Origin of the sequence: Chitinophaga rupis (genome assembly GCF_900109685.1) — a bacterium.
In the GTDB taxonomy this organism is placed as follows: Bacteria; Bacteroidota; Bacteroidia; order Chitinophagales; family Chitinophagaceae; genus Chitinophaga; species Chitinophaga rupis.
This window is the reverse complement of record NZ_FOBB01000009.1, coordinates 67679-94167: the sequence shown is the minus strand read 5'-3', so window position 1 is coordinate 94167 and position 26489 is coordinate 67679. Positions and strand designations below refer to the sequence as shown.

Sequence of the window (26489 nt, the reverse complement as noted above, 5' to 3'; positions counted from 1 at the left end):
TTATATACTAAAAGGTTAAGTGGTCTTACGGGCGGGGTTCATCCAGTCATCGGTTTTATCATACAGTAGCTGGAACAGGCTGCGTTTGGTGAGAATGAAACGTGCCTGGAAGGTCATTCCTTTTTTCAGGTTCCCTTTTACGCCATTACGGGTATGCACCTCTGTACCGGCAAAACTGCATTTCACTCTAAACACCGGCTGGTTATTCACCAGTATAAAATCGTTGTCAATAGACTGTATCCTGCCTTCTACCAGGCCCCATTCATTATAATTAAATGCATCTACCTGGAATTTCACGGGCATGCCCACCTGCAGGTAGCCAATATCTTTGGGTGTTACATAACATTCCGCTACCAGGTTAGAGTCTGGCGAAATAATGCCCAGCAGCTCACCGGCCTGGATATAACCGCCGGCATATTTCCCGCTGAATTGCTGCAGGGTGCCGCTCACCGGGGCTTTGATCACGTTCCATTCCTTTTCCTGCTCCAGCTGCCGGGTATCTGCATGCAGGCGGCTGCTTTCTGTCTGCAAATGACTCAGCTCTTCCTGCCAGGCGCTGCGTTGCTGTTGTATGGTCAGCTGGTAGGCGGCCTGGCTTTTTACATATTCATATTGCCGGTCGGCATATTCCTTTTTGGCAATTACTTTTTCGGCAAACAGCTTTTCGTACATCTCCATATCGGCTTTTAGCTTATTCACGGTGGCCAGCTGCTCATTGAGGGTAGACTGATAACGCTGGTACTGCTGCTGGTATAAAGGAGATTGCAGGCCGCCACCACGGCCGGAGGTAAGTAAGGTGAGGTCATGGATATATTTATCGCGCTGGTCCAGCTCCCAGGTGTTTTGCTGCAGCTTGCTGTCGCTTACAGCTTCCTGCAGGCGCAGGATCTCCTGCCCTTTGAACAGTTTTTGCCCGTCCGTTACCAGTATAGCTGCAATGGTGCCGGCCACCAGGTTGCGCAGCTCATGCTTTTCTGTAATGGGACGCACCAGACCGGTAGCTTTTACCGACACATCTACCTTAATAAAAGGCAATGAGATCAATGCAATGAAAGCGGCTGCCAGTACGGTAATATATAGCAGCTGCGTTCTCACTTTAACCCTGGGCAGCCAGGTATAGGTGGAATGTTGCATAATACTTATCGGGAACAACTGGGGCATGGTATGCTTTTATGATTAAATGATCACAGGTGATGATCAGCATTTATTTCTGCCAGCAGGTCGGAGGGTGCAATGTCCAGGATGCGGGCCACTTCGCAAAGCCGGTCAATGGTCATAGGGATCTTCCCGGTTTCCAGCTTGCTATAGGCGTTCTGGGATATGTCCAGGTGAGCGGCCATGTATTCCTGGGAATATTCTTTCTTTCTGCGCAAATGCCTGATCAGGATTGCCACCTGTTGAGTGCATCTTAGTTTTCTGCCTTCCATAGTGATACTGGTTAATAGGAATCGGGATAACAGCGCTCTGCATTTCCGGGCTTCGCCATAGGACACTGTGATCTCTCATTAAGCTGCTGCTTAACAAATACCTACGGGCAAACAACCACAGCGGATTGCAGGGAAGAACAGTATTTTTAGATCTTTCAGATAAAAGGCAGGCAGGGGATCTATATTACCGGGACAGGAAAGCGCCCCGGTCCGTTTACCGGAGCAGGACGCTCTTAAATCCTTGTGTTAAATGCGTTAATTAGTGTAGAGATTAGATAATAGTACCAAGCAGCGTTTTCAGGAAAGCGCTGGTTATGCCGGATACATTGTATACGGTGCCTAACAGCTGAACAATACCCGGGGTTAGCCGGTGGGCTTTTCGGCGGCCGCTTGTAATAGTACAATTTGTAAAGAGCAGCCGTTAGATCAGGAAATTCAGCAGGCCATTCACAGTATTTCTTACACTCCCCACTGTGTTTGGCAGGTTCATTAACAAGCCTGCAGCAGTGGTTAATACATTGGTTAACAAACCACCGCCTTCTACTGTTGTTAATTCATTGAGGGACAGCTCAGTGAGGCCTTCCATTGGAAAGTTTTTCATAGCTTTTGGTTTTAACTTGGTTACTTTATGTGCCTACTCTATTCAAAGCTTTTCGGCATCTGCTTATTAAATTGAAAGTTGCATAAAATAAATATTGCAAACAAAACCCTATGGTTTTAAATAATAGCCATCAGTTTTAAAGTGGGGTAATTTATGTAGGTATAGGATTAATTATAATTTATTCGGGAATTTTCTAAACTTGCAGGCTTAAATTACTTTTACAACGTACAATTATCCTATTACATGGCGGGAACCATTTATTTTGCCAACTATCCTATACCGCTGCCTACCACTACCTTCCAGGCTTTAGTGGAACAATTACCGGTGTACCTGCAAACAAAGATCTCAAAGTTCAGGCGATGGGAAGATGCCCATGCCAGCCTGCTGGGCAAACACCTGTTACTGGCCGGGCTGAAAGCGCATGGCCGCACCGCTAACCTGCATATGCTGCGGTATACCGGGTTTGGGCGGCCTTTCCTGGAAGACAATATAGATTTCAACATTTCGCATGCCGGCCGCATGGTAGCCTGCGTGGTAAGCCCGTATGGGCGTATAGGCATTGACGTGGAGGCCATCCGCCCTATTAATATCAACGATTTTAAAGGCCAGTTTACAGATACCGAATGGGCGGCCATTAATAATGCATCCAATCCATTACACGCGTTCTATGCCCACTGGACCTGCAAGGAGGCTATCCTGAAAGCAGATGGCAGCGGCCTTAATACGGCGCTCACCAGTCTTGATGTAACCAATAAAAGCATGGTTACCCTGGAAAAGAACCAATGGTACCTGCATGAAATAAAGGCTTTCCCGGACTATGCCTGCCATGTAGCTACCGATCAGAAAGGATTACAGATCAAAGTTGAAGAGATCCGATTCTAATTAAGAATGAATAATTAACAATTAATAATCGTAGGGCATGTACTTCATTGAAAAACATGCCTCCATTATTGTTAATTCCCTATTTGACCAGCTTATTCTCAAGCGCAAAACGGATAAGAACAGCAGTATTTTTCACATCCAGTTTGGCGAGCAGACTTTTGCGGTGGGTATCTACAGTAGATGCGCTGACGAATAATTTTTCGGCTATTTCAGGGTTCGTGTAACCTTCCGCAATCAGCTGCAGCACTTCTTTTTCGCGGCGGGTTAAAGGGGGTAATTTGTTAAGGGTGTTATCATCTTCTTTGCGGGCAGCATGGCCGGCTTCAAAGCACAGGTAGGTTTTACCTTTATTTACTTCACTAATGGCTTCCAGCAGCACTTCCTTATCGGCATTCTTGATCACATAGCCGCTGGCGCCTTTGTCCATCATTTGTTTTACGTGGTGGCCATCGTTAAAGGAGCTGAGGGCCAGCACCATTACCTGGGGGTATTTTGTTTTGATCATGCCGCACAGGTCTATACCGCTCATATCCGGCAGGCCAATGTCCATCAGGATCACATCTGCTTTATTTTCTGTAAAATAGTCCAGGCAGGCCTGGCCATTGGGAGCATGTCCGGTGAGTTGAATGTCTTTTTCGGAGCCAAGCAGGAAACGTAACCCTTCTAAAACCAGGGGATGATCATCGACAATGAAAACGCGTACCATATACTGTTATGAGCTGTTTTCAAAGCTACAAAATTGTTCCCCATTTTTCCAACTAATCAGGATAGCAGCATGCATCGGTCCCAGGCTGCCGCCTGTGGATCTGCAATGGCCATCAGGGCCAGCCCGATGCCGGTAATACCTTCCAGCAGGTTATAGCTGTTCACCTTACCACTCATAGTATGGCATTTAAAACCAGCCGGCCCATCGGCCCAGGTACGGAAAGCCAGGGTTTGCTGCAGCCAGTGGTCCATGCCCCTGCGTAACAGCTCATTACCGCTACCAGCGTACATGCGGTTATAAATATGCGCCAGCCCCATGCTGCCATGGCATAAGCCGGCATCCCGCACACTACCATTTTCTGCATCGCGGTGCTGCATGGTCTGTAGCAGGATATCGCAGGCCTCCTGTTTAAAACTTTCGTTCTGCAGGCGCACACCGGCGTTCCATAGGGTAATGGCAATACCAGGATCGCCATAGCACCAGCCCAGGCGGCTTTGCGGGTTGCCAACAGGTTTATTGCCGGCCGTTACCATGGTTGGGTAACAGGACATGCCGGTGCTGATGTTTTGATTACGGGTAGTTAATAACCATTGTATACCCTTTTCCAGCAAAGACCGGGCGCGTTCCTGCGCTATACCCCTTTCATAGATCATTCCCAGTACCGCCAGTATGGCCGGCATACCATGGGCCAGGCCCAGGTTATAATGATCACCCTCCTGGTCTTTTTTCACAAAACCATCTTTCCAGCTAATGCCGGTAGCCATAGGCACAGCAGCCTTTTCCAGCCGGGTAACAACGTTTTCCAGATAAACATTTATCGCAGGTTCCGCTTCGCGCTCCAGGAAATACAAGGCAGGGCCTAAGCCTTCATGTAAAAGATCGTAGCGCATTTCACTTAGCTCCTGGTCCATATACCGGTACAGCAGCGCATCGGTTTCTTCAAAAGCATTGGCGCCTTCTTCCTTTTCAATAAAGCCCTGCTGCATTAAATGCTGTAAACACCAGCTGATACCGGCCACACCGCTGCAATGTGAATGGATCATTTCTTCCGTAGCCATTGCATGCAGGGCTTTCATTACCACCAGCTCCATTTTATGCAGGTACTCCTCCTTGCCCGTCAAGCGATGGTAATAAGCATAAAATAAGGCGCAGCCACCATAGCCGCTTAGCAGGCCGGGATCTGTTTCCTGCTCAATAAAATGATCCAGCGCGGTGCTGATATCTGCCAGTATCTTATATAGCTGTTTCATAAAAATAATGAGGGGTTAAAAACAAAACACACTCCACATGCATGAAGTGTGTTTTGCAAATGAATGCCTTAACAATTACAGGGTACGGCACTGCGCGTTAATGTCGCTGGCGCAACAAGCGTCTGCGCATACGCTTCTCTTTGTGAAATCAATTGGCAAACCGCCTTTTACCATTTGCTGATCCGCTTTAGTGAGGCTGGCTACAGTAATTTTTCCCAGGGTTAATTTCTTTTGGGATTGTTTTTTCATGACACAGAATGCTTTTGTAATCTTAAAAAGCAGTAAAAACTTTAATTGTGAGTGGTTAATGAAATAATGATAGCACAAAAGTATAGGCACCGCGGCAAGACTATCTCCCCGGAAAAGGTGATTTTATAAAACAGCAGGATAAATCTTTATTATTTAAAAAATCACCCTTTACAGGGAGCCCGCGCGCCAGCCATCCTGCTACCTTCGCGGCTGATCTTTTAACTATATGCGTTTCCCCATCTACAAACAATTAGATACTATGGACTGCGGCCCTACCTGTTTGCGCATGATCGCCAAACATTACGGACGCCATTACTCACTTGACAGTCTGCGGCAAATGAGCGACATGAGCCGCGAAGGTGTATCCCTGCTGGGCATCAGCGAAGCAGCAGAAAAGATCGGTTTCCGTACATTAGCAGCAGCGGTAAATTTTGAGCAGCTGGATAAAGAAGTTGCGTTACCCTGCATTCTGCACTGGAACCAGGATCATTATGTTGTACTGCCCCCGCAGAACTATAACAGTAATAAAGCAAGCGATAAATTATTAATTGCAGATCCCGGGCATGGGCTGGTAAAAATAGACAAGGCTGCCTTCCTGAAAAGCTGGGCCAGTAAGGAAGATGCGCAAGGTATTGTGCTGATGCTGGAACCCACCCCGCTTTTTTACCAGCATGAGGAAGATGCCGCAGCCCGTAAAGGCTTTCAGTTCCTGTTCCAGTATTTAACACCTTATCGTAAATATATAACCCAGCTGGTACTGGGCATGTTACTGGGCAGCTTACTGGCGCTGGTACTGCCCTTTCTTACCCAAAGCCTGGTTGACTATGGTGTGAATTACCAGAACATGGGTTTTATTCAGCTGGTGCTGGTATCCCAGCTGGTATTGTTTATTGGCACCACAGCAGTGGAAATGATCCGTAGCTGGATACTGCTGCATATGAACAGCCGTATCAATATGTCTATTATATCCGACTTCCTGACTAAGCTCATGCAGCTGCCTATCCGCTTTTTTGATGCAAAAATGATCGGGGACATTACGCAGCGCATCAATGATCACGGCAGAATTGAGCAGTTCCTGACCACGCAAACGCTGCATACGCTGTTCTCTTTTGTAAGCCTGCTGGTATTTTCCGTGGTGCTGGGCATTTATAGCTTAAAGATCCTGTTCATCTTCCTGGTAGGCAGTGTGCTGTCTGTTGTATGGATCGTTTTCTTTTTGCAAAAGCGTAAAGAGCTGGACTATAAACGCTTTCAGCAAATGAGTAATAACCAGAACAGCCTGTATGAATTGATCACCGGCATGCAGGAAATAAAGCTCAATAACTGTGAAACACCAAAGCGCTGGGAATGGGAACGCATCCAGGCCCGCCTGTTCCGCCTTAATATCAGCAGCCTTACGCTGGAACAGTACCAGCAAACCGGCAACCTGTTCTTTTCACAGCTGAAGAATATTCTCATCTCCTACATTGCAGCGCGCGAAGTGGTGAGCGGGCAAATGACACTGGGCATGCTGCTGGGCGTAAGCTATATGATAGGGCAAATGAACAGCCCATTGGAACAGCTGCTGGCCTTTTTCCGCTCTGCGCAGGATGCGCGTATCAGCCTGGAAAGACTGGGAGAAATTCATAACCGCGATAACGAAGAACCTGCAACTGTTACAGATACATTTACGCTGCAAACACCCCTGTTACAAAATGGCGATCTGCAGCTGGACAATCTTTCTTTCCAGTACAGCAGCGGCAGCAGCCCCTATGTGCTAAAAGATGTTAACCTCAATATTCCTGAAGGGAAGGTAACCGCTATCGTTGGCAGCAGCGGTAGCGGTAAAACCACCCTGTTAAAAATGTTGTTACGTTTTTATGAACCGGTAGCCGGCAAGCTGCTGGTGGGGCATACGGAACTATCCGGGCTCTCGCCCAAATGGTGGCGGCGCCAGTGCGGCGTAGTGATGCAGGAAGGATTTATTTTTTCAGATACCATTGCCCGTAACATTGCCGTGGGCGATGAAAAGATCAACGAGCGCAGGCTGCTGCATGCCGCACGGGTAGCCAATATTGAAAACTTTATACAGCAGCTGCCCGCAGGTTTTGCCACCAAAATAGGCAACATCGGCAATGGGTTAAGCACCGGGCAAAAACAGCGCCTGCTCATTGCCCGCGCAGTATATAAAGATCCGCAATACCTGTTCTTTGATGAAGCCACCAGCGCGCTGGATGCCAATAATGAAAAGATCATCATAGAAAACCTGCAGCAATTTTTCCAGGGTAAGACGGTGGTAGTGATCGCGCACCGCTTAAGCACGGTAAAACATGCAGACCAGATCGTAGTGCTGGAACAGGGCCGCATTGTGGAAGTGGGCAACCATCAAACCCTTACCCGCAAAAGAGGAAAATATTTTGAGCTGGTAAAGAACCAGCTGGAACTGGGAGATTAAAAACATTATTATGCCGCAGTATCAACACCATCACGAAGAAGTACAGGATATTATGAGCAAAATGCCGCACTGGATCGTGCGCCGGGGCATTACCCTGCTGTTTGCCGTTGTTATGCTGTTATTTGCCGGGGCGTATTTCATTCATTACCCGGATGTGATCACTACCCAGGTGAATATCACCTCTGCCAACCCACCTGTAAAAATAGTAGCGCAAACCAGCGGTAAGATCAGTGAGCTGTTTGTACAGAACAATGCCGCTGTGCGGGAGAATGCGCCCATTTACATCCTGGAAAATGCAGCCCGCTATAATGACATCCGCCTGCTGCAAACCTTACTGAACCAGCTGGACACTTCCTTTAACCTGGCCCCTACCCTGCGCCGGTTTAACTTTGCGCAACCTTTGCAGCTGGGCGCTTTGCAAGGCGGTTATGCTGCGCTGTACCAGGCCGTGAACCAGTACCTTTTTTTCACCGACAAACATTTTACCACGCAAAAGGTAGCACAGCTGCAATCACAGCTAACTACTCAGCACCAGCTAAATGAAGAATTACAACGCAAGGACGTAATGCTGCAGCAACAGCTGATGCTGGAACAAAAGCGCTTTAAAATAGATTCACAGCTGGCCAGGGAAAAAGTAATAGCACCGCTGGAATTAGATAACAGCAAACGCCAGCTGCTGGACAAACAAATGACTGCAGATGCTACCCGCGCCAACCTGCTGCAAAACAAGCTGCAGCAAACTGAATACTTAAAAACCATTACGGATCTGCAGCAACAATCCCTTCAGCAGGAAAATGACCTGCAGCAAAAAGTACGGGAACAGGTGAAGCAATTACAGGGACAGCTGGAAGTATGGGAGCAGCAATATTTAGTAAAAAGCCCGGTAGCCGGTAAGGTCAGCTTTTTTAAGTTCTGGAAAGCGCACCAGTTTGTAAGCAGCGGAGAAGCAGTGTTGATGATAGTGCCGCCGGTGCAGCACTATGTGGCTAAAGCTACCTTGCCGGTGTTTGGCGCCGGCAAGGTAAAAAAAGGTCAGAAAGTATTGATCAAATTATCGGCATACCCCTTCCGGGAGTTTGGCATGATCCGGGGAAATATCAGCAACGTATCTGCGGTAGCGTTAGACACTGCCTATGCTATGGATATACAGCTGGCAAATGGCCTGTTAACAACGGCCCAGCGGCAAATTCCCTCACAGCCGCAATTACCGGGTATTGCAGAAGTGCTTACCAATGATATGAGCATACTGGAAAGGCTGTTCTACTCTTTAAGGCCCAGCAGGTATTGAACGCTTTGCGGCACCTGTGTTTCCACATTGCTGCTTTCGTCTTCAATGTAATAATGCTCAATGGCTGAGCGTTTGGCAGCTTTCAATACAGCCGGAATGTTGATCTGCCCTGTGCCAAGCGCCACATCATTTTCCGGGTTGGTACCGCCGGACAGGTTACCTTCCACTCCTTTCTTCAGGTCTTTTACATGCATGGCCTTAAAGCGGTTGCCATATTTTTTCAGCAGGGCTACCGGGTCCTGGCCGGGGAAGAATACCCACAGGATATCCATTTCCAGGCTCACATAGCGGGGATTGGTTTGCTGTACAATATAATCGAACAGGGTACCTTTCTCATACGGCTGAAATTCAAAACCGTGATTGTGGTATATGAGGGTAAGGCCATACTGGTCCTTTAATATTTTACCAACGCGGTTAAATTCGGAAATGCCTTGTTTGGCCTCATCCAGCGTTAAACCGGTTTTGCTGTGCGGAAAACCGGCCACGCGTACGAATTTGGCGCCTAATGTTTTCGCATTTTTTGCTACCTGGTCGGTTTTGGTGGTCAGGTCTTCATAACTCACGCCGAAGGAGGAGCATTTAATGCCTCTTTCATCGATCCATTTACGTATATCCTGTGCCGTTTGGCCGAAAAGGTTAGAGAATTCAATATCTGTAAACCCGTTCTTCTTCACCATGTCCAGGGTGCCGGGCATATCCTTTGCAAAATCTTTACGGTAGGTGTAAGACACCACGCCGGGGTGATTCTTCAGCAGGCGTTGGCCTTTTTGAGCATTAGCGGGCTGGTAACTGGTTAGTACGGTAAGCAGTAAACAACTGAAAAGCGCTGGTTTCCTTAAGATCATAAGTGGCAATTTATCTGGTTATAGCGCTAATATAATAGTTCCGGGGCAAAGATGGTAGCTGAAAAAAGGCCGTCCTGCAAGCAGTACGGCCCCTGTGTTCCAATGTTCCACCAATCATTCGTTATATTAATACGCAGCGGTAAAACGCTGACGGATATGTTGCGGGTTTTCCAGCTCATCTGCAATTACCACGGCCAGGTCTTCTACAGACAAACGGCTGCGGTGTTCTGCATCAAATACCGGGTTATTCAGGGCAGTACGGTAAGCACCTGTGCGGCCGTGGGCGCCGGCAGGGCTCATTTCAATAGCCGGGCTAATGAACGTCCATTCCAGCTCTTTTTCCTCTTTAATGATATTGAGATAGTCCCGGGCTGCAGTAGCGCCGGGCAGGTATTCTTTCGGAAATTCAGGGGTATCTACCAGCTGTTTGCCAGGCGCTATTTCCAGGCTACCGGCGCCGCCTATGGTAATAAAACGTTTTACGCCCGATTTTTTCACTCCGCTTTGAATGGCTTTGGAACCGCTCAGGAAATCATTATACAGGTTGGGATTGGTCCAGCCGGCATTAAATGAGCTGATCACGGCATCCAGGCCGCTTACCAGCGCGGCTACTTCTGCTTCATTCGTTACATCGCCTTTTTTTACTACCAGGTTGGGATGCTCTAACGTTAATTTATCAGGATTTCTTACAATAGCGGTTACCTGGTGACCACGTTCCAGTAATTCAGGTAACAGGTGAGATCCTACGAAACCGGTTGCGCCTATGAGAGCTACTTTCATTGTAAATAATGTTTAGTGCTTAAACTGTAATTTTAAATTATACAGTTCAAAGGTAGGCATATTTGTATAAATACCAAATTATTTGCCGGAGCTTCCGGGCAATCCGGAAAAGCTATAACAGATAACAAGCCATTGGCCGGGAAAGTTCCAAAGTGAAAATCCTATCGGAAATGACCGCTCACGGGGCAATTGCGGCCTGCCAGGTATATAACACGTAAGTGGGCTTTTTACATTCTGCACCTGGTTGCCGGAAGCAGGTAACCTTTATGTAAGCAGGTAATGTTCAGGAAGAAGGAATGGTTGACCTTTATATACCACGGTTTGCTCCACAAAAAAAATTAACATAAAATAACCTGTTCGTAAGGGGTATTAATGATGAGTCATAAACAATTGTTTACAAATACTTTACATCACTCAACAACTGTGTGGGAAGATAAAATTTCATTAAAAAATTCCGGGCCGGTTAAGTCCTAAACTTATTTTATCTCGTATATAGGTACATAACATTTCGAGGTTAAGGCTACAATACTCGTTTTGTTATCATATTTTAATGACATTATCAAGCCTCCCCGGTCTTTCAAGGCCGGGGAATTGTTTTAAGGGAGCATGCAGCCAGTGGCTTTTATAATTATAAATTCTGTAAATTGAGTTGGGATAATACAATTTTAACAGCACCCCGGTATTTAATATCGTACGTCGATCATTAGCCTATCAGATATTAGGGGCTGCAACTGCTATTTAATATTACAACATTAAAAGGTACCGGAAAGGTAGTAAGGGACAATCTATGCCGTTTCAGCAAGTTTAATATAAAGTGTTTCCCTGAAAATTACCTACAAACAAACTGTTATGAAAGCGCATCAAATATGGCGTTCCATTCGCAAAACCGGCACCAAAGGAGTGGCTGATGAGGAGCTTGCGCAACGGATCATGATGGTGAACACCCTCAGCTTTTCACTCTGCTGCCTGAGTTTCCTGGTGGGCAGCGTTTATTTTATATTATCCGGGAAACTATCTATCCTTATCCCGGCAAGCATTGAATGTGTACTGGCTGCTACGGCCGTTGTGCTGAATAATTACCGGCACTATCATGCAGCAGCGCTGGTTACCTTTTTTGTTCAATGCATGGCCGCCATTTATTTTGGATTGCTTTTAGGCAATGTAATTGAGCTGCAGGCCATGGTGATCTTTTTATTCCTGATCACCTTTCTGCTTTTCAAAAAGACCAGTACCCGTGTGATCTGTCTGATCTCTGCCGTGGTGATCCTGATGATCATTGAAGGGAACTATTATTTCCATTTCGTTAACCAGGTTCCGCTGGATCTTCAGCTTACTGTTATTTTCAAAGCATTGTCCATAGCAGGCGTATTACTGGTGATTTTGGTAGTAGGCAGGCCCTATGTGCTTAGCAAGGACCGGCTGCACAAGACCAATCATTTCAAAAAGATCTTCATTTACCAGATTACACATGAATTAAGGACCCAGCTGAATGCGGTGTATTATATAGCCCAGCTGATCAAACGCGAAATAAGGCTGGATCCTCACCTGAAAAAGATCAATCCCTACATTGACCTCCTGTTCACCGTAGTAGGCAACACCCGCAATATTATCAACAATGTGCTGGACATGTCAAAGATAGAAGCGGGTAAAATGGAGGATGTGCAGGAAGAATCTTTTGAAATAGATGCCTTCTTTGAAAGGCTGATGGCCGTACATAAGGTTACCGCCAAAACCCGGAATATGCAGATCCAGCTGCAGATAGATCCTAAAATGCCGCCCGTAATTATATGCGACAGCTTTAAGCTGAGCCAGGCTATTGCCAACCTGTTAAGCAATGCCGTGAAATATGCGGACCGGAACAGCACCATATTTTTAAAGCTTCACAAAAACAACGCACAAACCTGGAGTATACAGGTGGTGAACAAAGGGCCGGGCATTGAGGCCGATAAGCTCAGCGCCATTTTTGAGCTGTTTGTAACCAATAGTCCTAACCGGTATACGGAAAGCACCGGCCTGGGACTGTTTATTGCCAGGAACATGGTGCATGCGCTGAAGGGCGAGATCCATGCAGAAAGCCAGCCCCAGGGAAATACCACCTTTACCATACAGCTTCCCCTACAACCCGGTGAGGTAGCTGATGTGCATGAAACCCAGGAGGAAGATATTGACCTGAGCCATGTACATATTATGGTAGCGGATGACAACGAAATGAACAACATCCTTTTTTCCAAATACCTGAGCATGTGCGGCTGTACTATTACCAGCGTAAATAATGGTGTGGAAGTGCTGCAAAAGCTGGAGCAGGGACACCACCTGCCGGATGTGATATTGCTGGATCATAAGATGCCGGAAATGGATGGAGAAACCACCCTGTATCACCTGAAAAAAGATCCGCGGCTGCAAAATATTCCCGTGATCGTATGTACAGGCAGCTTTGAATTCCAGGAGCTGCTGATGCAGGCCGGCGCCTGCGATATTGTTATCAAACCCATCGATCAGCCTTCTTTATTCAAGGTGATCAGCCAGCACTTACCCCATTTTAACGAGATAAGCGCCGGCTCTCACCCTGTGTAGCTATTGCGGCGCAGCCACGCCAGGGAGGCGGGTTTCCACAAAAATAGAATCTGCTGATTTATAACGCCGGGTATATACCTGCCATATCCAGGACGCCTGTACGCAGCGCTCCAAACCCTGCAGGTGCGATAACATTAGAGGCTCCTGCTGTACGGCTGTTTTAACATAATCCATTAATGCCAGGAATTCTATCAGCTGGTTACGCACAATACCGGCTGCCTGCCGGATGCCCTCTTCCAGGGTAAGCGCAGGCTGGTTACATAAGATCACCATTACCAGGTTGGAATCTGCCCCGTTACGGATCACTTCTTTTTCAAAAGAGAACAGGTCGTTCATTAACCCGCCAATAGCTGCAGTAATATCGTGCAGCCGTTCCAGTTGTTTATGAATGCCCCTTTCCGCAAGCCAGTCCCAGTCCAGGAACAGCCCTTCACTGTATTCAATAAACTTTACTACGTGATGCATGCCGGACAAATGGCAGCGGCTGTCAATGTACTCATCCACGCTGGCCAGCTTGCCTGCAGCATTCATGTTACAATCCTTATGCGCTACATAAATGTGCCAGGAATACAGGCGCAAGAACTCTTTAAACCAGGACATGGACGAGGTATCGCGGATATAGGTTAACACTTCCACATTGGCCTGTTCAATCAATGTAGCATTGGGTTCATCCATATACAGGTCTTCCCGCAGACTGTACATTCTTTTTTTCATTTGCGTGGCAGCTTCCTGTTCGGCGGGGCTCAGGTGGACAAAAATATCTCGCCCCATAGTGTCGTTCAGGTAATAATCAATGGCCAGATTTTGTACAATGGCCCGCATGCGCTCCAGGCCTGCATTGGGATACAGGAAAGTGGCGCAGCTAATGTAATGTGCGGCATTATCCAGCCAGATGCCGTACTGCTCCCCAAATGCCCGCGCCTCCTGCAGCAAGGGCTTGATCTGCGGATGCGGGCTGAATGTCTGGCAATAATCGTTTAAGTTAAACCCCTCAAAGTTGAACAGCTCCAGCAGCGAGAACCTGGGAGCAGCTCCCGTTAAATTGCTGTACGATTGTTGTACGCGCGCCAATACAGCAGCGCTGGTCTGTTGACGATTGTGTGTAAACATGACTGATTGATTTATGGTTATTGTAAATGGTTATCTCTAATGGCTACGCTCTAAATAAATGGCTATGCTCTGAATAAACTGGGATGCATCCTGGAGTTAAATCATGAATAAGTTACGCAATTTAATGACGGGTATCCTTCTTTTTGTGATTGCCCAAACTGTGGCGGGCATGCCTTTTGCGCTGCTTATCATGTAAATAGTACTGTTATGAAAATGATACCTTCCGTTATACTTTGGGGCTTGTTACCATGCGCCGTTATGGCGCAAAAGCAGCAGGACGGTTTGCCGGCGCCATATGCCACCAAATCGGTAAAAAACTTCAGCAAGGTGGTCGGTTGGGAACATGGACAGCAACCGGTTGCACCCAAAGGATTTACCGTAAGCCTGTATGCAGACGGCATGGACAACCCACGCTGGGCCTATGTAACGCCAAATGGCGATGTGCTGGTAGCAGAGGCCAATACCATTAAGAACGCTTTTATGCAGGCCGGCGCCGTAATACTGGGCGCTGCCAAGGCTGAGAATTTGAAAAAGAGCGCCAACCGTATCTCCATTTTACGGGATACTACAGGCGATGGGCACCCGGATATTAAAGAAGTGTTCCTGGAAGGGCTAAACCAGCCTTTTGGAATGCTTATTATGAATGGCTACCTGTATGTAGCCAATACAGATGCATTGCTACGTTTCCCCTATCAACCGGGACAAATGAAAATGGAATCCGAAGGCGAAAAACTGCTGGACCTGCCCGCTGAAAAACGTAACCAGCACTGGACACGTAATATTATCACTAATGCAGACAGCTCTAAGATCTATATTGCCGTAGGCTCTGTTGACAACCTGGGGGATAATGGTAAAGAGGTGAACCCGCGCAGGGCCTGCATACTGGAAGTAGACCCGGATGGCAAGAACGAGCGTGTATATGCTTCCGGCCTGCGTAACCCGGTAGGAATGGCCTGGGCGCCTGGCACCAAAACATTATGGGCAGCAGTGAATGAGCGCGATGAGCTGGGCGACAACCTGGTACCGGATTACCTGACCAGTGTAAAGGACGGCGGTTTTTACGGCTGGCCTTACTCCTACTTCGGACAGCATCCTGATCCGCGTATTGAAGCCCCCCGCCCTGACCTCGTTAAAAAAGCCATTGTACCGGATGTACCATTAGGCTCACATACTGCCTCCCTGGGACTGGCCTTTTACACTAAAAAAGCATTTCCCGCAAAATATCAAGGCGGCGCCTTTGTGGCCCAGCATGGATCCTGGAACCGTTCTGAACTGGCCGGCTATAAAGTGGTATTTGTTCCTTTTAAAAATGGCAAACCCACCGGCAAACCACAGGATTTCCTGACGGGGTTTGAAACAGATAAAGAAGGCGAAGTACATGGCCGGCCCGTAGGTGTTACGGTATTACCGGATGGCTCTATGCTGGTGACGGATGATGTGAATGATAAGATATGGCAGATAACCGCTGCTAAGTAGTTTTTAGTGCAGCCAGTTCCGCGTTAATATTTTCGCGGGCTTGCTGCTCATATTTGTTTCTAAAGGTTTCTGTACTATAAATGTGGGGCATTTGCAGAAAGTGCTGCAATACCTTGGTGCGGCCCATATTATAGGCGGTATCATTGTACGAATTATACTCCATGCGGATCTGCTGCGCATACTGCTGATATTCCTCCGGAGCGCTGCCCAGGATGGCCATGTCAAAATCCAGGAATAATAAGAGGTCGTTATCAGGGCTATTACCGTCGTGCGATTTGGTGGCACGTATATAGTTCATGATCTTCTCCGCCTGTGTTACCGGCACATTGGTCTGTTGCAGGAAACGGCCGGCTGCCAGCGCGCTTTCTTCTTCATTATCGGTTTTCATTACATCATACACCAGGTCGTGGTAAAAGATGGCAAAGCCGATGGTATCATGATCTTTTATGTCTTCCGCATATTGCTGCTGTAATAACAGCAGGTTATGAATATGCTGCAGATTATGGTAGAAACGGTTTATGGTTGAATAATGTGTAGTGAGGTGATCAAATTCCTGTAACAGCAAGGGTTCATCTGTAGTGTATTGCGCTGTTAAGTTGAGCCATTGTTCTTTTAAACCGGGAATAAGCTGCATAATGGATTAGTTTATCAGGCGTTAAATTTAGTATTTTATCTTTAACGGTAATGTTGGCAAATTGCCTGCCGTTTTTTAGCCTGATCTTGGTGGTTGTAGGGGATATTAGGGAAGTTGAAAGCATTTGACAACATTTACCTCAATTAAATATAACATGAATATGTTATATCCTCTTTCATAATTTATTTCTAATTTCATCCTATTCAAATATAACCAATAGGTATCCTCATATACTCATAATGAGCCCCAAATTTTAATCATTCCCTAATTGAAGCCTTAGTATAACCGAATTCTACCAATCATATCCAATCAACCTTAAACCACGGAAATGAAAGAAGGAAAAAAATTAGGCTTCTTAAATTTAGCAAAAAAAAGCCTAGCAGTCTTATCTGCCGCATTAACTACTCTATCACCAGCTAAAGCCGCCCCTATCAATGAAAGCGTTAATATGGATGATAATAAGAATTTAAATTATGAAGAGTATCATAAAAATGTCCTTAAGCCTAAACTTGTATTAAAGCTTAATATGGCCAATCCTGAAAAAAGTTTGGTTCTCATGCATCGTTCGCATAGTTCACATAGTTCTCACAGTTCACACTCTTCTCATAGTTCACATTACTCATCTTCTTACAGCTCCAGCGCTACCAGCTCTTATCAATCCAGTTACGCATCTCCAGGTGGGTCAAGCAAAGCATCATCAAGTAGCTCTAGTTATACACCATCAAGTCCATCAGCCTTGCCCTTGTCTGCTCCCTCAAAATCGGGAAGCTCATCCTATAATGCAAGCAGTTCATCACAATATAATAACCAATCAACAACCAATCTAAACTCCTCTACCTACAAACTTGGAGAGCGTGAATTATTCAAAGGTTGTGAAGGAAAAGACGTTGAAGAACTGCAAAAGCTGCTGATGCTTATTAAGTTTGATGTGGTGTTAACCGGTTACTTTGGCAACCAAACAGAAGCTATTGTAATCAAATTCCAGATGGCAAACAATTTAGATGCAAATGGCCGGGTTGATGCTAAAACACTGAACGCTATCAAAAGAAAACAACATGAACTTTCACATAAATGATCATCAATTATGTTTATTAATTGATGGGAGGCAGTATAATGAAAAAGTGCTGTACAAATGCTTTTATTGGTATAGCAATAACTATTCTGTCGACATCGACATTGAAACCGGCCCTTTTTATAAGATAACACTTCAGGCAACTAAAGAGAGCGATTCACTCTCATGGAACCACCTCATCGAAAAAATAAAAAAGGACCTTATTGATTTTAAACTGCGAGACATTATAAGCCAGGAAACACAAACGATAAGAGAGCTCATTGTAGCAAAAGCATTTGCTTATTACGAGATACAGGAAACACCACAAACAAATATTTCAGACCCGGTTGGATTTAACCCGGAAAATGTATTAGAATGCTAACAGACAGCCTTCCTAATGAAAACGCCACAAGAAAATTTAAAGAATTCGAATATTTTGGCTCAAAATCTGATTTCTCATACTATCTCCTGCCGTTTAGATTTCACAATATCAATGAACAAAGAGAGATTTTGGTAAACGAGATAGGAGATTTTTTAATTGTGCCAACAGGGACAGCTGAGCTAATTATCGAAAGAAAAATAAATCCAATAGCCTATCCCGAATTGTATGGGGATCTTATAGCAAACTTTTTTATTTCGGAACAGCCCATTCCCTCTTTAATTGACGTATTAGCCACACGTTACCGCACTAAAAAATCGTTTCTCGATTATTTTACTTCACTGCACATATTCGTAATCAGTCTTCGCTGTGAGCATACCTGTCATTATTGCCAGGTATCCAGGGTTACTTCAGACAAAAGCCGGTATGATATGAGCAAGGAGCATATTGATGCAGGCATAGAAATGATGATGCAGTCCCCTAACCCTCATGTAACAATGGAATTTCAGGGAGGAGAGGCATTATTAGCCTTTGACAACATCATATATGCAGTAGAAAAAGCCAAAGAAGCGGCTATAATGAGAAAGAAAACGGTTTCCTATGTAATTTGTACCAACCTTGCCCCGTTAACTGAGGAAATGCTCATTTATTTCAAGGAGAATAACATTTTAATATCGACTTCCCTGGATGGACCAGATTTTATCCATAATAAAAACAGGCACAAACCACATAGCAATAGCTATCAATATGCAGTTAATGGCATTATAAAGTGCCGGGAAGAACTGGGAGCTGAAAATGTTTCTGCCCTACTAACAACCACAAATTTATCACTTCAATACCCCGAAGAAATAGTAGATGAATATGTTAGGTTGGGTTTTAAAAACATGTTCCTAAGGCCTATTAGTCCTTATGGTTTTGCAACCCGCAACGAAGGAAAAAATAAATATGTAACTCAGGAATTTTTAGAATTCTATAAAAAGGCGCTTAAAAAAATTATTCAATATAACCTTGACGGGCATTTTATACGTGAAGATTATGCAAGCATTATACTTAAAAAGATGCTAACGCCCTTCCCAGTTGGTTATGTTGATTTGCAATCTCCTGCTGGTTTAATAAATAGTGTAATTGTTTTTAACTATGACGGTGAAATATATGCTACCGATGAATCAAGAATGCTTGCTGAAATGAAAGATTTCACGTTTAAACTTGGAACATTAGGTATAAATACTTATGAGGAAGTTTTCTATGGCAAAAAATCACTCGAATTATCAGAGGCTTTCTTAAATGAATCCTTACCTGGCTGCTCTGACTGCGCCTTTCAATCCTATTGTGGAGCGGATCCTGTATTCAATTATACTACTCAGGGCGATATTTATGGTCATAGGCCAACTAGCTCTTTCTGCCAAAGAAACATGGAGATTATGAGGCATCTTATTGAGCTAATGGATAGTGATAAAAAAATAGAAAAAATATTCAGAACCTGGATAACTGGCAAAAACTAATGCAATTAAAAACCAAAGGAAAACCTCACAATATTTTCTATCCTGTTGTTGGCAGGGTAACCAAAGACCATACCGCAAATGCAGAAATACTCCTTATAGAAGGTGAGATCCCAACTGATGCTATAACCAGATTTTCTTTAGTACTTACCACACTTGACATTGATAAGGCAATAGACAAACCATCCGTTTATGCAATTCCTGGTTTTGAACACCTTTCTGAAGGGGATATTGTGCTGGTAAATACGAGTGGCATGATTAATACCTTATATCGTGTAAATTCAAATCATAATTTTCTTTTATTTACAGAAAGGTGCAATAGCAATTGTTTGATGTGCTCACAGCCTCCCAAAAACAGAGATGACACCTCTTACTTTTTCGATACTTACAAACAGCTTATACCTCTCATCCCGAAAAATTGCTTTGAATTAGGTATTACCGGAGGTGAACCAACATTGCTCGGTGAACGTTTTTTTCAATTATTGGAACTACTGGCCTCCAATTTACCGGAAACTGAAATTCACTGCCTCACTAATGGAAGAACTTTTGCATGGCCGCATATTACGAATAGACTGGGTGAGCTTTCATACAATAGGTTAATGCTGGGTATACCTATTTATTCCGACTATTACCAGTTACATGATTATGTTGTTCAGGCCAAAGGCGCTTTTGACCAGACGATTCAGGGATTATATAACTTAGCCAAAAATAATATCAGGGTTGAATTGAGAATTGTACTACACAAACAGACCATTCCGCGACTCGCCCAATTGGCAAAATTTATTTATAAAAACCTTCCGTTTGCTGAACATATTACCTTTATGGGACTTGAATACCAGGGTTATACCCCCCATAATATTGATAAACTTTGGATTGATCCTGTTGATTATTCAGATATACTTTCCGAGGCCATAAATTATTTGTCGGATTACGGAATGAATGTATCCATTTATAATTCTCAACTTTGTACCACGCCTAAAAACATATGGCAATTTGCAAGGAAGTCGATTTCTGATTGGAAAAATATATATTTGGATGAGTGCAATAAATGCGCTGTATTGAATGAATGTGGAGGCTTATTCCAGTCAAATGCTGCTAAACATAGTGCTTATATAAAAGCTATTATGCAGGAATAATAGATTGTCTAATCAATTCCGTCCATCACTTCACTACCGGCCATCCTCCTGCATCCCAACCCAATTCTTTTACCTGCAGTTTTGACCGGCCTTTGTCACTCGCATCATAACCATGATAGATGATATAATCCTTCCCATCCCAGTTACACACCGCATTGTGCCCCACTCCATACCATTGCGCATTGCCTTGTAATACTAAGCTACCGCCGCCTTGCGTCATAGGTACATTGTCTTTATCAATATAAGGGCCGGTTATTTTTTCACTACGCCCTACCATCATCTTATACGTACTGGCCTGGCCGCGACAACAATAATCAAAGGAAACAAAGAGGTAATAATATTTATCTTTTTTGTAGATAAAAGGCGCTTCTATAGCCGCATCGCCTGCTATGGTATCCGGAATATTTGCGCTGCGGGTGCGGGCCGCAAGGGTATACCATTGTTCCGGAATAGCCACTGCCGTTAGGCTGTCTGTTAGCTTCACCAGCTTAATACCATTCCAAAAAGAGCCGAAGGCCAGCCAGGGAACATTGTTTTCATCATATGCCAGGTTGGGATCAATGGCATTCCATAGATCGCGGCCGGGAACGGATTGGATCACCTTTCCGTGATCTGTCCATTTAAAATCCGGGGCAGTTGGGTCTAATGTTTTATTAGTAGCCAGGCCTATGCAGGAAGTATTTTTACCGAATGCAGATACGACGTAATACAAATAATATAATCCGTTATGATAGCTGATATCCGGCGCCCAGATATGCCCGCGGAATTTCGGTACTGCGGCCACGGCCCATGCAGGAGGTGTGTTAAAACCAGGCGGCTCTTTTTGCCATTGCTGCCGGTCTGCTGATGACCATACCGTGATACCATTGCCAGTACAGAATAAGTAGTACCGGCTCCCCTGCCGGATCATAACCGGGTCATGAGCGGGAATGGGGGATTGTGCCAGGAGGGAACAATTTCCTGACAGGGCTATTATTATGATGATGTATTTAAACCATTGCATTTCCAGGCATTCGAATGAGGTTCGGCCAAAAGGCATTTCCAGTTATGTTCCTACATGCAAAGCATTTCTCAAGTATGCGTCCACACTGTTTACTTATTCGTAGGCTCCAGCAGGTCCCACAAATTACCGTACAAGTCCTGGAAAACGGCCACCTTTCCATAGGCTTCAGTTACCGGCTCCCGTACAAAAGTGACACCTTTTTCCTTCATCTGCCGGTAATCCCGTTCCAGGTCATCCGTGTACAGGAACAGGAATACCCGTCCGCCGGTTTGGTTGCCGATACGGCTTTCCTGAGCTTCATCGGCCGCCTTGGCCAGCAGTAAACAGCAGCCGTTTGATCCGGGTGGCGCTACCCGCACCCAGCGTTTGGTATCGCTTAGAACAGTATCTTCTACTAAAGTGAAGCTCAATTGACGGGTATAAAAGGCTATGGCTTCATCATAATCTTTTACTACCAGGGTTAAATGGGCGATATGTTGTTGCATGATGATAAAGTTAACCGTCTTTTTCGCAATTTTGCACTGTTTAAAAATATAGCAATGGCATATATAATGGTTGATATTGAGAGCGATGGTCCTATTCCAGGTGATTATTCTATGATCTGTTTTGGCGCCGTAAAGGTGGAGGAAGGTTTAGAACAGTCCTTTTATGGCGAGCTGGCGCCTATATCCGACAAATTTATACCGGAGGCGCTGGCCGTATCCGGGTTTACGCGCGAGCAAACCCTGGGATTTAATGATCCTCTGCAGGTAATGAGTGATTTTCAACAATGGATCAATACCGTCTGTAAAACCGACCGGCCCATTTTTATCAGCGACAACAATGGTTTTGACTGGATGTTTATCTGCTGGTACTTTCATCATTTCCTGGGGAAAAATCCTTTTGGATTCAGCTCTCAGAACCTCGGCAGTTTGTATAAAGGCATGGAAAAAGATACTTTCAAGAACTTTAAACACATGCGGGTTACCAGACATTCACACAATCCCGTGGATGATGCAAGAGGAAATGCTGAAGCCTTGTTAAGGATGAAGAAGGAGTTTGGATTGAAGATTAAGTTTTAATTATTCTGATTATAGCCAGGTCGTCTGTAGGTTTAACCCCGATATTATGTTCCAGAAACTTCAACTTCATATTCAACATTTCCTCATGCTCTATTTTGCTGGTATCATTAAGCATATATTGTACTGGATCTATATCACCTAAATTTGCCTTTTGTTCTATACTTTTAAAGGACATTATTCCGTCTGTAGCCACGCTGATATCTTTTATTCCGCTGAACTTAATTTTTTGTTGCTGCTTATCATACCATTCCTCAAAATTTTCTGATAAGTGGTATCCAACGTAATCGGGTTTATTATCCTGATCAAATTCTGTTATTGCTCCATTAATACATATTACCCCATCTCCAATTACAAGTATCACTCCCTGTTCGTCCTTAAGGTTTGCTATTAAGATTGTGAGTGTTGACAACATTTCATTCTTCTCTAACAGCAGCTCATTTTTAATATTTTTAAGTGACTCAAAGAGTTCCTTTAGTATTACTTTCAACTGTTCTTCCAACGACAACTCAAGAAATGGCAACTGGTAAAATTCTTCATAGTTTTTTGCCTTTACTATTTTCCGTAGCAATTTCCCGATAAGGGTAGCTATGAAATAACTATCCTTCCCCATCGTACAGCCGTCCATAACGGCACACAATAATTTGTCCGTGCCAATTGGCTCATAAAAAAGGTAATCTTCACAATTGTTTAAATGGTATTCTCCTATTTGGAGCACTGAGTAGACATTCATGCGGAATGTAAAAGTACAAATTTCTTTTATTTTCCAATAAACCGCCACTCATCGCACTTTACCCCTTCACCCCAAACTCATAAACTGTTGTTGTTTCATACACCTCCCCCGGCTCCAGCACCGTATCCGGGAACTCCGCATGATTCGGGCTATCCGGAAATGCCTGCGTTTCCAGTGCCACCGCACCATGCTGTACATACACCTTACCCTGCTGCCCAACAATACTTCCATCCCAATAATTGGCCGTATACACCTGCATACCCGGTTGGTCCGTGAATACCTTCAAATACCTGCCTGTATGCGGATCCTCTAATATCGCCACAGGTCCGGGACCCTGGTTCAATACATAGTTATGATCAAAACCCTTATCCTGCAGAAAATCATTAATACGCTTGCCGATGCGCGTAGGTACGGAAAAATCCGCTCCAGTGCCGGCCAGCGGCAATATACGGCCGGTAGGTACATTTTGCGCATTCTTCTCTGTGTAATGAGCAGCATTCACCTGCAGCACATGATCTGTGATCAGTGGCTGTTCAAAACCGCTCAGGTTAAAATAACTATGGTTGGTAAAATTTACAGGCGTTCGTTTATCCGTAACCGCAGTATACGTGATCACCAGCTGGTTCTGCTGGTTCAACACATATTGTACTTTGGCCTGCAGGTTGCCCGGGTAACCTTCTTCCCCGTCTTTGCTGGTATATTCCAGTACTACGCCGGCTTGCTCCCCTTCGCGGATCAGGGAATCCAGCGTCCACACCTTAGTGTGAAACCCATTAAAGCCTCCGTGCAGGTGGTTGGTATCGTTATTTACAGTAAGCTGAATAGGTTGCCCGTCCAGCAAAAAACGGCCACCGGCAATACGGTTGGCATAACGGCCTACCACGCAGCCAAAATACCAGGGATTATTTGCATAATCCGCAGGCTGTTCAAAGCCAGCCACAATGTTCTTCATTACACCATTCCGGTCAGGCGTATAAATGGACATTAACGTGCAGCCCAGGTTGGTGATATGTATGGTTATGCTTTCATTCTGTAACGTAATTAAATGCAAAGGAGCGCCATGCAGCGTGCCACACTGCTTGCTGGTTAAGCCTACTGTTGTTGATTGCCGGGTATTCAAGCTTCCTGTTTTATGGTCAGTCATGTACAGGCACCAGCTTCACCAACAGGGCGTCCTTCACCGGTACTGTCAGTGAAATGGATGCCTGTCCGCGGGTTACCTGGCCTAATGACCGGCCGGTTAACAAATCCGTTATAGTATAGGCATGGGTGTTATCCAGGCCTATATCTTTTATATTGAATGTTTCTTTAAAATCCTTTTGGGTAGCAAAGTTAAAAGCGGCCAGCATAGCAGTATCGCTTTTTAAATAAAAGCTCAGCTGCTGGTCCAGGGTTTCACCGTCTGCCATACGCTGTGGGGTGAACACCTTTGGCTGACTAAAGAAAGCGCATATTTCCGGATTATTCAAGTACCGCTGCGCTCTTTCTGCAGCTATCTTGTCGCGGAAGTCGGAGCCATCGCCTAAAATGCTGCCCATTACCATCATGGCGTACAGCCGTACTTTAATTTCCTGCTCCGTGAGGTCGGGATTTTTCTGGAAGTGCTTCATGATGGCTACATCCAGGTTGGTGTAAGGCCATAAGGTGCCCTGCATCCACCACAGGTGCGATCCGCTGGCCAGTGACGATTCCGTGCTGCCCCAGCCCGGAAATCCCGGCTGGTCGTCCCGCAAATGGGAATACACATCCGTGGATACAAACCGTGTATGTGCATACTGGTGAGGGAACATAGGCGATATCGCCATGGTAATAAAAATGTCCGGGCCCATAATAGAATCCACCAACCCCTTCAGCATTCTCATGCCCTGGTCGTATGCCTGCATGCCGGTTCGCACATGCTTGTCATACCGGGTGGTGGATTCTAATGAACCTGCGGTTAAAAAATCTATCTTAATAAAAGATGCATTTATGGCTTTAGCTTTTTTCAATTGCCCGATGATGTATTCCCGTACAGCCGGGTGCGTGGGGTCAATGGCAAATGCGCCCCAGTCGCCATCTTTGTAGGCTATGGGCTGATGGTTCTTATCTTTCAGCACTACATCGCGCAGCAGTACTTCCGTGCCATTCAGCTTGGTTTGATCCATGGAATTTTTCCAGGTCCATACGGCAAAGGGGATAAAATAGAAACCCAGCTGCTGGTTCTTCTTTTTACCATATTTACCTAAAGAGGCCAGCAGGTCGGTCGTATAAATGCTTTGATCGTAGGAATCAATGCTTAATACCGGCTTCGCGTACTTGTTGAAATTATTCAGTGTGTAAATGAAGTCTGAAATTTTGGCTACACCGGGCGGCATCATTACTTTCTCATATCCCAACACTCCTTCTACCCCAAAGCTGTTCCAGTAAAACGGTGCATAACCCTGCCAATCAAGGCGGCCGGCCTGCAGCACATTCACCTTGCCATATCCTACAAAATCTTTACGGGTATCCTCCGTTGCAGCTAAATATATAACAGGTGAATACACCGTTTCGCCTTGCATAGTTCCATGCAGGGTATGGTCATGCGTACCATCCAAACCGCCATAGGCTGCTGGTAAGGCCTTATTATCTTCCGTGGCAGCGCCGCCATAAATGTTAAAAGTATCCAGCACACCTTTTTCAGCATCGGTTTTATACGTGATCCCTGTCTTCCAGAAATCATGTGTAATACTGCCGGTTACCAGGCCGGCGAAGGTATTGTTATCATACAAAGAGGCAAACTCGTAGCTGATACCCCGCACCGGTTTAGCTGCATCGGCGGGCCAGGATTGGGCCAGCACTTTTACCCAGTTGTCGTTATCAAAGGGGACGTCCAGGATGCGCGGCTCAGTACCGGGAATAGTTACACGCCCTTTTTGTGCGGCTGAAACGCTGAGCGGCGATATATTACGTGTTTCCGGCAAAGCCTTCGCTGCTTTACCGGAAATTGCTTCTACACTGATCAATAAAAATGGCTGATTCTCATAGAGGATGATATGCTGGATCAGGCTCAAAGGCTGCTTATCATCCGCATGTACCAGACGCAGGCTGATGCCTTTTCCCAGCGTGCCTTGTACCACATCAGTCGTGGCCGTATGGCTGCTGAAATCAGCAGTACCCAGGTAACCGGCATACACATCCTCCACATAAGCAGTAGTGTTCTGCAGCTGCACACCGTTCTGAAAATAATAGCTTACTTTCCCGGAAGCATGGTTCACCACTACCTTTGCCTGCGCATTGGAAAGCACCAGGCTATCTTTACTATCCTGCACCTGTTGCGCTGATAGCTGCCGAGCAAACAATAAACCAATGATTGATAATAATTGTCTTTTACACATACACTCATCTTAGTAAAA

At 45.3% G+C, this 26489-nt stretch carries 25 protein-coding genes; 10 read left to right on the top strand and 15 right to left on the bottom strand.

All coding sequences use genetic code 11. The annotated features are described in order from the left end of the window. Nucleotides 1-15: 15 nt before the first annotated feature. From BMZ54_RS26390 to BMZ54_RS26380, 3 genes are all read right to left on the bottom strand, one after another. Nucleotides 16-1161 (bottom strand): HlyD family secretion protein, encoded by a 1146-nt coding sequence (locus tag BMZ54_RS26390; RefSeq protein ID WP_089919160.1) that lies wholly within the window; start codon nucleotides 1159-1161, stop codon nucleotides 16-18. 23 nt (nucleotides 1162-1184) lie between these two features. Then, complete coding sequence (locus tag BMZ54_RS26385) at nucleotides 1185-1427, bottom strand: helix-turn-helix domain-containing protein (protein WP_089919158.1); 243 nt, start codon at nucleotides 1425-1427, stop codon at nucleotides 1185-1187. 421 nt (nucleotides 1428-1848) lie between these two features. Beyond that, nucleotides 1849-2028 carry a hypothetical protein gene (locus BMZ54_RS26380; protein ID WP_089919157.1) on the bottom strand — a complete coding sequence of 60 codons (180 nt, stop codon included), beginning with the start codon at nucleotides 2026-2028 and terminating at the stop codon, nucleotides 1849-1851. A gap of 243 nt (nucleotides 2029-2271) precedes the next feature. Here BMZ54_RS26380 and BMZ54_RS26375 point away from each other — a divergent pair, with 243 nt between their 5' ends. Beyond that, nucleotides 2272-2910 carry a 4'-phosphopantetheinyl transferase family protein gene (locus BMZ54_RS26375; protein WP_089919155.1) on the top strand — a complete coding sequence of 213 codons (639 nt, stop codon included), beginning with the start codon at nucleotides 2272-2274 and terminating at the stop codon, nucleotides 2908-2910. A 79-nt stretch (nucleotides 2911-2989) separates the two neighbouring features. Here the strand turns inward: BMZ54_RS26375 and BMZ54_RS26370 are convergent, their stop codons facing one another. From BMZ54_RS26370 to BMZ54_RS33005, 3 genes are all read right to left on the bottom strand, one after another. Next, nucleotides 2990-3616 (bottom strand): response regulator, encoded by a 627-nt coding sequence (locus BMZ54_RS26370; protein WP_089919154.1) that lies wholly within the window; start codon nucleotides 3614-3616, stop codon nucleotides 2990-2992. A gap of 56 nt (nucleotides 3617-3672) precedes the next feature. Beyond that, nucleotides 3673-4866 carry a lanthionine synthetase C family protein gene (locus BMZ54_RS26365; RefSeq protein WP_089919152.1) on the bottom strand — a complete coding sequence of 398 codons (1194 nt, stop codon included), beginning with the start codon at nucleotides 4864-4866 and terminating at the stop codon, nucleotides 3673-3675. A 75-nt stretch (nucleotides 4867-4941) separates the two neighbouring features. After that, entirely contained in the window at nucleotides 4942-5115 is a 174-nt protein-coding gene (locus tag BMZ54_RS33005) for a class I lanthipeptide (RefSeq protein WP_156093028.1), read from the bottom strand. A 226-nt stretch (nucleotides 5116-5341) separates the two neighbouring features. Between BMZ54_RS33005 and BMZ54_RS26360 the strand changes: the two genes are divergently transcribed. Continuing rightward, nucleotides 5342-7549, top strand: coding sequence for a peptidase domain-containing ABC transporter (locus tag BMZ54_RS26360; RefSeq protein ID WP_089919151.1), 2208 nt, complete (start codon nucleotides 5342-5344; stop codon nucleotides 7547-7549). A gap of 10 nt (nucleotides 7550-7559) precedes the next feature. Then, complete coding sequence (locus BMZ54_RS26355) at nucleotides 7560-8837, top strand: HlyD family secretion protein (RefSeq protein ID WP_089919149.1); 1278 nt, start codon at nucleotides 7560-7562, stop codon at nucleotides 8835-8837. On the opposite strand, the gene BMZ54_RS26350 is transcribed toward BMZ54_RS26355, so the two are convergent. Both BMZ54_RS26350 and BMZ54_RS26345 read right to left on the bottom strand, forming a co-directional pair. After that, on the bottom strand, nucleotides 8810-9682 hold the full coding sequence (locus tag BMZ54_RS26350; protein ID WP_089919147.1) for a sugar phosphate isomerase/epimerase family protein: 873 nt from the start codon (nucleotides 9680-9682) through the stop codon (nucleotides 8810-8812). The two genes, BMZ54_RS26355 and BMZ54_RS26350, sit on opposite strands and share 28 nt — an antisense overlap. 126 nt (nucleotides 9683-9808) lie before the next feature. Beyond that, a complete protein-coding gene (locus tag BMZ54_RS26345; protein WP_089919145.1) occupies nucleotides 9809-10462 on the bottom strand; it encodes an NAD(P)-dependent oxidoreductase in 654 nt (217 codons plus the stop codon). Nucleotides 10463-11311: 849 nt separating this feature from the next. Here BMZ54_RS26345 and BMZ54_RS26340 point away from each other — a divergent pair. After that, nucleotides 11312-13036 carry a hybrid sensor histidine kinase/response regulator gene (locus tag BMZ54_RS26340; RefSeq protein ID WP_089919143.1) on the top strand — a complete coding sequence of 575 codons (1725 nt, stop codon included), beginning with the start codon at nucleotides 11312-11314 and terminating at the stop codon, nucleotides 13034-13036. Here the strand turns inward: BMZ54_RS26340 and BMZ54_RS26335 are convergent, their stop codons facing one another. Further along, nucleotides 13037-14146 (bottom strand): terpene synthase family protein, encoded by a 1110-nt coding sequence (locus BMZ54_RS26335; protein WP_089919140.1) that lies wholly within the window; start codon nucleotides 14144-14146, stop codon nucleotides 13037-13039. A 207-nt stretch (nucleotides 14147-14353) separates the two neighbouring features. Here BMZ54_RS26335 and BMZ54_RS26330 point away from each other — a divergent pair, with 207 nt between their 5' ends. Continuing rightward, entirely contained in the window at nucleotides 14354-15622 is a 1269-nt protein-coding gene (locus BMZ54_RS26330) for a PQQ-dependent sugar dehydrogenase (RefSeq protein ID WP_089919138.1), read from the top strand. Here BMZ54_RS26330 and BMZ54_RS26325 read toward each other — a convergent pair. Beyond that, a complete protein-coding gene (locus BMZ54_RS26325; RefSeq protein ID WP_089919136.1) occupies nucleotides 15615-16256 on the bottom strand; it encodes an HD domain-containing protein in 642 nt (213 codons plus the stop codon). The genes BMZ54_RS26330 and BMZ54_RS26325 overlap by 8 nt on opposite strands. Before the next feature lie 328 nt (nucleotides 16257-16584). On the opposite strand from BMZ54_RS26325, the gene BMZ54_RS26320 reads away from it, so the two are divergent. From BMZ54_RS26320 to hxsC, 4 genes are read left to right on the top strand one after another with little or no spacing between them, the layout of a single operon-like run. After that, nucleotides 16585-17331 carry a peptidoglycan-binding domain-containing protein gene (locus BMZ54_RS26320; RefSeq protein ID WP_089919134.1) on the top strand — a complete coding sequence of 249 codons (747 nt, stop codon included), beginning with the start codon at nucleotides 16585-16587 and terminating at the stop codon, nucleotides 17329-17331. Then, a complete protein-coding gene (hxsD, locus tag BMZ54_RS26315) occupies nucleotides 17312-17689 on the top strand; it encodes a His-Xaa-Ser system protein HxsD (protein ID WP_089919132.1) in 378 nt (125 codons plus the stop codon). Before BMZ54_RS26320 ends, hxsD begins: the two co-directional genes overlap by 20 nt. Next, on the top strand, nucleotides 17683-19188 hold the full coding sequence (hxsB, locus tag BMZ54_RS26310; protein ID WP_089919130.1) for a His-Xaa-Ser system radical SAM maturase HxsB: 1506 nt from the start codon (nucleotides 17683-17685) through the stop codon (nucleotides 19186-19188). The genes hxsD and hxsB overlap by 7 nt, the downstream gene beginning before the upstream one ends. After that, on the top strand, nucleotides 19188-20321 hold the full coding sequence (hxsC, locus tag BMZ54_RS26305; protein ID WP_089919128.1) for a His-Xaa-Ser system radical SAM maturase HxsC: 1134 nt from the start codon (nucleotides 19188-19190) through the stop codon (nucleotides 20319-20321). Before hxsB ends, hxsC begins: the two co-directional genes overlap by 1 nt. A 25-nt stretch (nucleotides 20322-20346) precedes the next feature. Here hxsC and BMZ54_RS26300 read toward each other — a convergent pair whose 3' ends face one another. Both BMZ54_RS26300 and BMZ54_RS26295 read right to left on the bottom strand, forming a co-directional pair. Further along, entirely contained in the window at nucleotides 20347-21360 is a 1014-nt protein-coding gene (locus BMZ54_RS26300; protein ID WP_238386698.1) for an arabinan endo-1,5-alpha-L-arabinosidase, read from the bottom strand. A 53-nt stretch (nucleotides 21361-21413) separates the two neighbouring features. Continuing rightward, on the bottom strand, nucleotides 21414-21809 hold the full coding sequence (locus tag BMZ54_RS26295) for a VOC family protein (RefSeq protein ID WP_089919126.1): 396 nt from the start codon (nucleotides 21807-21809) through the stop codon (nucleotides 21414-21416). 54 nt (nucleotides 21810-21863) lie between these two features. Here BMZ54_RS26295 and BMZ54_RS26290 point away from each other — a divergent pair, with 54 nt between their 5' ends. Beyond that, a complete protein-coding gene (locus tag BMZ54_RS26290) occupies nucleotides 21864-22385 on the top strand; it encodes an exonuclease (RefSeq protein WP_089919505.1) in 522 nt (173 codons plus the stop codon). Here BMZ54_RS26290 and BMZ54_RS26285 read toward each other — a convergent pair. From BMZ54_RS26285 to BMZ54_RS26275, 3 genes are read right to left on the bottom strand one after another with little or no spacing between them, the layout of a single operon-like run. Further along, entirely contained in the window at nucleotides 22375-23163 is a 789-nt protein-coding gene (locus BMZ54_RS26285; protein WP_143081140.1) for a protein phosphatase 2C domain-containing protein, read from the bottom strand. The genes BMZ54_RS26290 and BMZ54_RS26285 overlap by 11 nt on opposite strands. 10 nt (nucleotides 23164-23173) lie before the next feature. Beyond that, a complete protein-coding gene (locus BMZ54_RS26280) occupies nucleotides 23174-24235 on the bottom strand; it encodes an aldose epimerase family protein (RefSeq protein WP_238386697.1) in 1062 nt (353 codons plus the stop codon). A 16-nt stretch (nucleotides 24236-24251) separates the two neighbouring features. Then, nucleotides 24252-26471 carry an alpha-galactosidase gene (locus BMZ54_RS26275; protein WP_089919121.1) on the bottom strand — a complete coding sequence of 740 codons (2220 nt, stop codon included), beginning with the start codon at nucleotides 26469-26471 and terminating at the stop codon, nucleotides 24252-24254. Between the last annotated feature and the right edge of the window lie 18 nt (nucleotides 26472-26489).